6 protein-coding genes are annotated in these 5,944 nt (G+C 71.5%); 5 read left to right on the plus strand and 1 reads right to left on the minus strand.

What is annotated here, in order from left to right:
* Positions 1-288 (minus strand): 2,3-bisphosphoglycerate-dependent phosphoglycerate mutase (locus M0P34_RS13135; protein ID WP_291499880.1); only part of this gene is annotated, 288 nt, incomplete at its 3' end.
* Positions 289-477: 189 nt separating this feature from the next.
* Here M0P34_RS13135 and rpmE point away from each other — a divergent pair.
* The 5 genes from rpmE to lpxC all read left to right on the plus strand — a co-directional run bounded on the left by rpmE (position 478) and on the right by lpxC (position 5,587).
* Positions 478-693 carry a 50S ribosomal protein L31 gene (gene rpmE / locus M0P34_RS13140; protein ID WP_291499882.1) on the plus strand — a complete coding sequence of 72 codons (216 nt, stop codon included), beginning with the start codon at positions 478-480 and terminating at the stop codon, positions 691-693.
* Positions 694-905: 212 nt separating this feature from the next.
* On the plus strand, positions 906-1,778 hold the full coding sequence (locus tag M0P34_RS13145; protein WP_291499889.1) for a DUF1385 domain-containing protein: 873 nt from the start codon (positions 906-908) through the stop codon (positions 1,776-1,778).
* Between the two features lie 21 nt (positions 1,779-1,799).
* Positions 1,800-2,870, plus strand: a complete 1,071-nt coding sequence (gene prfA / locus M0P34_RS13150) for a peptide chain release factor 1 (RefSeq protein WP_291499884.1) — start codon at positions 1,800-1,802, stop codon at positions 2,868-2,870.
* Positions 2,867-3,757 carry a peptide chain release factor N(5)-glutamine methyltransferase gene (gene prmC / locus M0P34_RS13155; RefSeq protein WP_291499887.1) on the plus strand — a complete coding sequence of 297 codons (891 nt, stop codon included), beginning with the start codon at positions 2,867-2,869 and terminating at the stop codon, positions 3,755-3,757. The genes prfA and prmC overlap by 4 nt, the downstream gene beginning before the upstream one ends.
* 909 nt (positions 3,758-4,666) lie before the next feature.
* On the plus strand, positions 4,667-5,587 hold the full coding sequence (gene lpxC, locus M0P34_RS13160; protein ID WP_366062694.1) for a UDP-3-O-acyl-N-acetylglucosamine deacetylase: 921 nt from the start codon (positions 4,667-4,669) through the stop codon (positions 5,585-5,587).
* Positions 5,588-5,944 lie beyond the last annotated feature (357 nt).

The following is a 5,944-nucleotide window of genomic DNA, read 5'->3' on the forward strand; positions in this document are numbered from 1 at the left end:
CAGGCCCTGCAGGGCGCCGTAGTGGCGCTCGTTGAGCCGCCAGGATATCTGCGTGGGCAGCCACATGCGGTCCATCTCGCGCAGCACGGTCCACAGGGTGTCGATGGCCCGGCGCAGGCAGGAGGCGTGGCAGATGTCGAAATCCAGGCCTTCGGCCAGCAGCAGCCGCGCGGCGGCCCGGGCCTCCTCGTGCCCCTGGGGGCTCAGGTCCACGTCGGTCCAGCCGGTGAAGCGGTTTTCCAGGTTCCAGCGGCTCTGGCCGTGGCGCAGCAGGACGAGGGTATGCATGGGGACCTCCGGAAGGTGTCGGCCCGGGGCGGCGCGGCCGCCTCTTGCCAGAGGGGGGATGAATCAGTATGTACACGAGTTGCCCGGGCATGGGAAGCCGCCACTGGCGCCCCCGGGCGAAAACGCTTGCCAAGTCCCCCCGACCGGGGTATGTAACCCGCCTTTTCCGATACTTTGTGGAGGCACACCATGAAAAGCGATATCCATCCCAAGACGTTCGAGTCCACCATCCGCTGCGCGTGCGGTTTCGAGATCCAGGCCCAGTCCACCAGGGGCGACGTGGTCGAGGTCGAAATCTGCTCCAACTGCCACCCCTACTTCACGGGCAAGCAGCGCTTCGTGGACACCGCCGGCCGCATCGACCGGTTCCGCAAGAAGTACGCCAAGTTCGAAAAGAGCGAGTAGCCCCCGGCGGGGCCTTCCCGCGTGATTTCCGCCCCTGCGGACCCGTGTCCCGCGGGGGCGTCTTTTCGTGGCCGCCCCGCGTCCCGCGGACAGGAGGCACAGCCTTGCAGCAGCCGCCCAGTCACACCCGGCCCGGCACCGTCCGTCGCGCCGCGTCGCGGATCCTGGTTCCGGCCCTGGCCGCCGCGCCCGCCGTCGGCGGGCAGGCGGTCATGGAAGGGGTCATGATCCGCAACCGCGAGCGGCTGGCCATTGCCGTGCGCAAGCCCGACGGCTCCATCCACCTGGAGACGCGGCCCTGGTTTTCCCTGACCTCGGCGCCGCTGTTGCAGCGTCCGTTCGTGCGCGGCTTCCCCGTCTTGCTGGAGACGCTGGTCAACGGCATCAAGTCCCTGAACTGGTCGGCCCAGGTCAGCCTGGACGAGGGCGAGGAGGAGATCAAGCCGTGGGCCCTGGCGCTCACGGTGGGCGTGTCCATCGTCCTGGCCCTGGGGCTGTTCGTGGTCCTGCCGCACCTGTTCTCCCTCGGCGCGGCCTACCTGGGCCTTGGCGGCGGCACCGAGACCCTGAGCTTCCACGCCTGGGACGGCTTTTTCAAGCTCGGGGTTTTTCTGGCCTACATCGGCTCCATCTCGCTGCTGCCCGAAATCCGCCGGGTCTTCCAGTACCACGGCGCGGAGCACAAGGTCATCTGGGCCTACGAAAGCGGCTGCGAGCTGACCCCCGAGCGGGCCCGGGGCTACAGCCGCCTGCACCCGCGCTGCGGCACGGCCTTCCTGCTCTTCGTCCTGTCCCTGTCCATCGTGCTGCACGCCGTGCTCATCCCGGGGCTGCTGGCGCTCTACGCGCCCCAGGGCGCCGTGCTCAAGCAGGTCTATGTCATCGGCGCCAAGTTCCTGATGCTTGTGCCCGTGGCGGCGGCGTCCTTCGAACTGATCAAGTTCACCGCGCGCCGGGGCGAGACGGCCGTGTGCCGCGCCCTGTGCTGGCCCGGGCTCATGTTGCAGCGCCTGACCACCTTCGAGCCCGACGACGAGCAGCTCGAGGTCGCCATCGCGGCCCTGCGGGGCGCGGTGGACAAATAAGTCCGCCCGGGAGGGCAGCCCATGTTCGCCAAGCTGGAAAGCATCGAGAAGAAATACGAGGAGTTGGAGGCCCAGCTGGCCGACCCCTCGGTGTTCGACGACCAGGAGCGCTACCGCAAGCTCACCAAGTCCCACGCGGACCTGGGCGAGATCGTGCGCGCCTTCCGCGAGTACCGGGCCCTGGACCGCAACCTGGCCGAGAACCGCGAGATGTTCGACGACCCCGACCCGGAGATCCGCCAGATGGCCCGGGCCGAAGCCGACGAGATCCGCGAGCGCCTGCCCAGGCTGGAGGAGCGGCTGCGCATCCTCCTGCTGCCCAAGGACCCCCTGGACGAGAAGAACATCATCCTCGAAATCCGCGCGGGCACCGGCGGCGAGGAGGCCGCGCTCTTCGCGGCGGACCTCTTCCGCATGTATTCCCGCTTCGCCGAGACCAAGGGCTGGCGCCTGGAGATCCTGAGCTCCAGCGACACCGGCACCGGCGGATTCAAGGAAATCATCGCCAACATTTCCGGCGACAAGGTCTACAGCCAGCTCAAGTACGAGTCGGGCATCCACCGCGTGCAGCGCGTCCCGGCCACGGAATCCCAGGGCCGCATCCACACCTCCGCCGTCACCGTGGCCATCCTGCCCGAGGCCGAGGAGGTGGAGGTGGAGCTGCGTCCCGAGGAGCTGCGCATCGACGTGTTCCGCTCCTCGGGCCCCGGCGGGCAGAGCGTGAACACCACCGACTCGGCCATCCGCGTGACCCACCTGCCCACCGGGCTGGTGGTCATCTGCCAGGACGAGAAATCCCAGCACAAGAACAAGGCCAAGGCCCTCAAGGTGCTGCGCTCGCGCCTGTTCCAGATCGAGCAGGACAAGGCCGACAAGGAAATGTCCGACGCACGCCGGGCCCAGGTCGGCAGCGGCGACCGCTCCGGGCGCATCCGCACCTACAACTTCCCCCAGGGACGCGTCTCCGACCACCGCATCAACCTGACCCTGTATCGCCTGGACGAAATCCTCCAGGGCGACATGCGGGAGCTGGTGGAGGCGCTGATCACCCACTTCCAGGCCGAGGCCCTGAAGCACCAGGCCGAGGCATGATCGCCGCCGGCCGCGCCGCGGGCCCCACCGTGGGCGACGCGCTGCGCGAGGGCGAGGCCCTGCTGGCGGCGGCCGGGGTGGACAGCCCGCGTCTGTCGGTCCAGGTCCTGGCGGCCCATGCCCTGGGCCTGGAGCGGCACGCGCTGCTGCTGGCGCGGTCCCGGGCCCTGGCCCCGGCCGAGGCCGATCGTCTGCGGGTCCTGGTGCGCCGCCGGGCCGGGGGCGAGCCCGTGGCCTACCTCACCGGAACGCGCGAGTTCTACGGGCTGGACTTCCTGGTCGGCCCCGCCGTGCTCATCCCGCGCCCGGAAACCGAGCACCTGCTGGAGCTGGCCGAGGCGCTCTTTCCCCGCGACGCGGCCCTGGCCTTTGCCGACCTGGGCACGGGCAGCGGCTGCCTGGCCGTGACCCTGGCCCACCGCTTCCCGGCCGCGCGCGGGCTGGCCCTGGACGCCAGCGCCGCCGCCCTGGAGGTGGCCCGGGCCAACGCCCGGCGGCACGGCGTGGCCGCGCGGGTGCAGCCGTTGCGCGCCGATTTCGGGCGCCCCTTCGCCGTTCCCGGCTCCCTGGATCTCGTCCTGGCCAATCCGCCCTACGTCGGCCAGACGGAATACCTGGATATCTCGCCCGAGGTGCGCGGGTTCGAGCCGCGCTCGGCCCTGGTGCCCGCCGTGCCCGGCGCGGCCGACGGGCTGGAGTGCTACCGCGCCCTCGTGCCCCGGGCCGCCGAGGCCCTGCGCCCCGGCGGGGCGCTGCTGGCCGAGATCGGCTGCGCCCAGGGCGCGGCCGTGCGCGCCATCGTCGAGGCCACGGGCGCCTTCGCGGACCTGCGCGTGCTGCCCGATCTGGCCGGGCTGGACCGCGTGGTCGCCGCCCGCCGGGCCTGAGCCCCACGCGGCGCCCCGGGGCGGCCCGCCGGACGGCTCCGCTTCTCTCCGGGAGCGGGCGGGGCGGGCATCCCCATGCCGGGGGCGCCGCATGCCGCATCCGCGCGCCCGGGTTCCTGGATGCTCCGGAGCTCCCCCTGTCGGGAGCCCCGCATGCCGCGCCGGGCGTCGGCCTCTCCGGCCCCGCCGCCCGAAGCCTGCGTCGCCCGTGGCCGGGCCTTTCCGGGCGTACCCCGTCGGTTTTGGCGCGCAGGCCCTCGGTCCCCCCTTCGCGTTGCCGCTTCCCGGCCTCGTCCGCCGGGCGCATGCCGCCCCGGGTTCCGGTCCGGCTCCATGCTGCGGGCTCCGGTTCGTGGTTCCCGTGCCCTTCCGGCTGCGGCCCGGCCTGTTCCCGCGCCTCCATCCGCCGCGCGTGCCTCCGTACTCCTGCGGCTTTGCCCCCGCCCCAGGCTCCCGCTGCGGATGCTCCCGGGGCGGCGCCCTTGCGGACCTTGGCTTTCCGCCCGCCGCATTGCCAGCCCGCAGACCCGCGGCCGTGTCCCCTCCGCCCGCCGCGGCCGTGTCGTGGCCCCCGCGGCTGTGTCCCCGCCGCCCGCCGCATTGGCCAGCCCTCAGCCCCGCGGCCGTACCCCGCCGCCCACCGCAGTCGTATCCCCGCCGCCCCCGCGGCCGTGTTCCCGTCGCCCCCGCCCTCCCGGTTTCGCTCGGCGGGAATGGGTGCGCCCAGCGCTTCTTTTCACTCCCGTTCCGGGATTCCGCCTCGGCCCGCAGGCCCTCCGGCGTGTAACGAAAACAACGCCTGTTGTGCGCAGGAAACAAAAAGTGGGTCTAGAGATTTTTTAACAACAAGTATTTTCAGTGGTTTATATCTTCAATGGCCTAGGCACGGAACTTGCTTCCGGGCCGGGCATGAACCAGACCACCATCGCGAAATCCGTCCGCTGCTCCGGCATCGGCCTGCATGGGGGCGGCCGGGTCGGCCTTGAGCTGCATCCCGCCGGACCCGATACCGGCATCGTCTTCCATCTGCGCACCGCCGAAGGCGTGAAGCGTCTGGTCCCCGATCCCGGCCAGGTGGTCGGCACCGGGCTGGCCACCACCCTGGGCAACGGCGACGGCAGCGTCCGCACGGTGGAGCACCTGCTGGCGGCCATCCGCGGCCTGGGCATCGACAACATCGTGATCGAGACCGAGGGCGACGAGGTGCCGATCATGGACGGCAGCGCCGGTTCCTTCGTCTACCTGCTGCGCTCGGCCGGAATCCAGGAGCAGAACCGCCTGCGCCGCGTGCTGGCCGTGACCCGGCCCTTCGAGCACAAGGACGGGGAGAAGCGTATCCGCGTGGAGCCCTTCGACGGCTTCCGCGTGGACTATCTCATCGAGTTCGACCATCCGCTCATCGGCCGCCAGACCCTGCGCCTGGACCTGACCCCGGAGAACTTCGCCCGCCGCGTGGCCAAGGCCCGGACCTTCGGCTTCCTTTCCGACGTGGAGGCCCTGCACCGCTGCGGGCTGGCCCTGGGCGGCTCCCTGGAGAACGCCGTGGTGCTCGACGAGTACGGCGTGGTCAACCAGGAGGGCCTGCGCTACAAGGACGAGTTCGTGCGCCACAAGGTGCTGGATTTCGTCGGCGACATGGCCGTGGCGCCGCTGCCCCTGTGGGGGCATTTCGAGGTCCGCTGCTCGGGCCATGCCTTCAACAACGAATTCCTGCGCCTGCTGATGGACAACGCCGCCACCTGCCTGCGCACGGTGACCCTGGCCGGGAATGCCGCCGGAGCGCGCGAGGCCGCCCCGGCCCGTGCTGCCGTGGCCGCCGCCCCGGCCTGATTTCGCGGCCCGCGCCGCCACCGGCCGCCCGTCTTCCCGCAGGGGAGGGCGGGCGGCCTGTTTTTTTGCGCCATGTGCCCGCCGCCCGTCCGTGCGGCCCCGTCCGAGGGCTTCGCGGGCCGTTGCCCTGTCCGTGGCCGTCGCCTGCCGCCCCCGTCCGTGGCCGTTACCAGCCGTTCCCGTCGCCCCGCCGCCGTCCGTGGCCGTTACCTGCCCGTTGTCCTCTTCCGTCTCCTTTGCCCTTCGTCGTCCGCCGGTCGCCGTGGCCGCCGCTCGTCCGTGCGGCCCCGTCCGAGGGCTTCGCGGGCCGTTGCCCTGTCCGTGGCCGTCGCCTGCCGCCCCCGTCCGTGGCCGTTA

It is taken from the genome of Desulfocurvus sp., from assembly GCF_023230885.1.
GTDB lineage: Bacteria > Desulfobacterota > Desulfovibrionia > Desulfovibrionales > Desulfovibrionaceae > Desulfocurvus.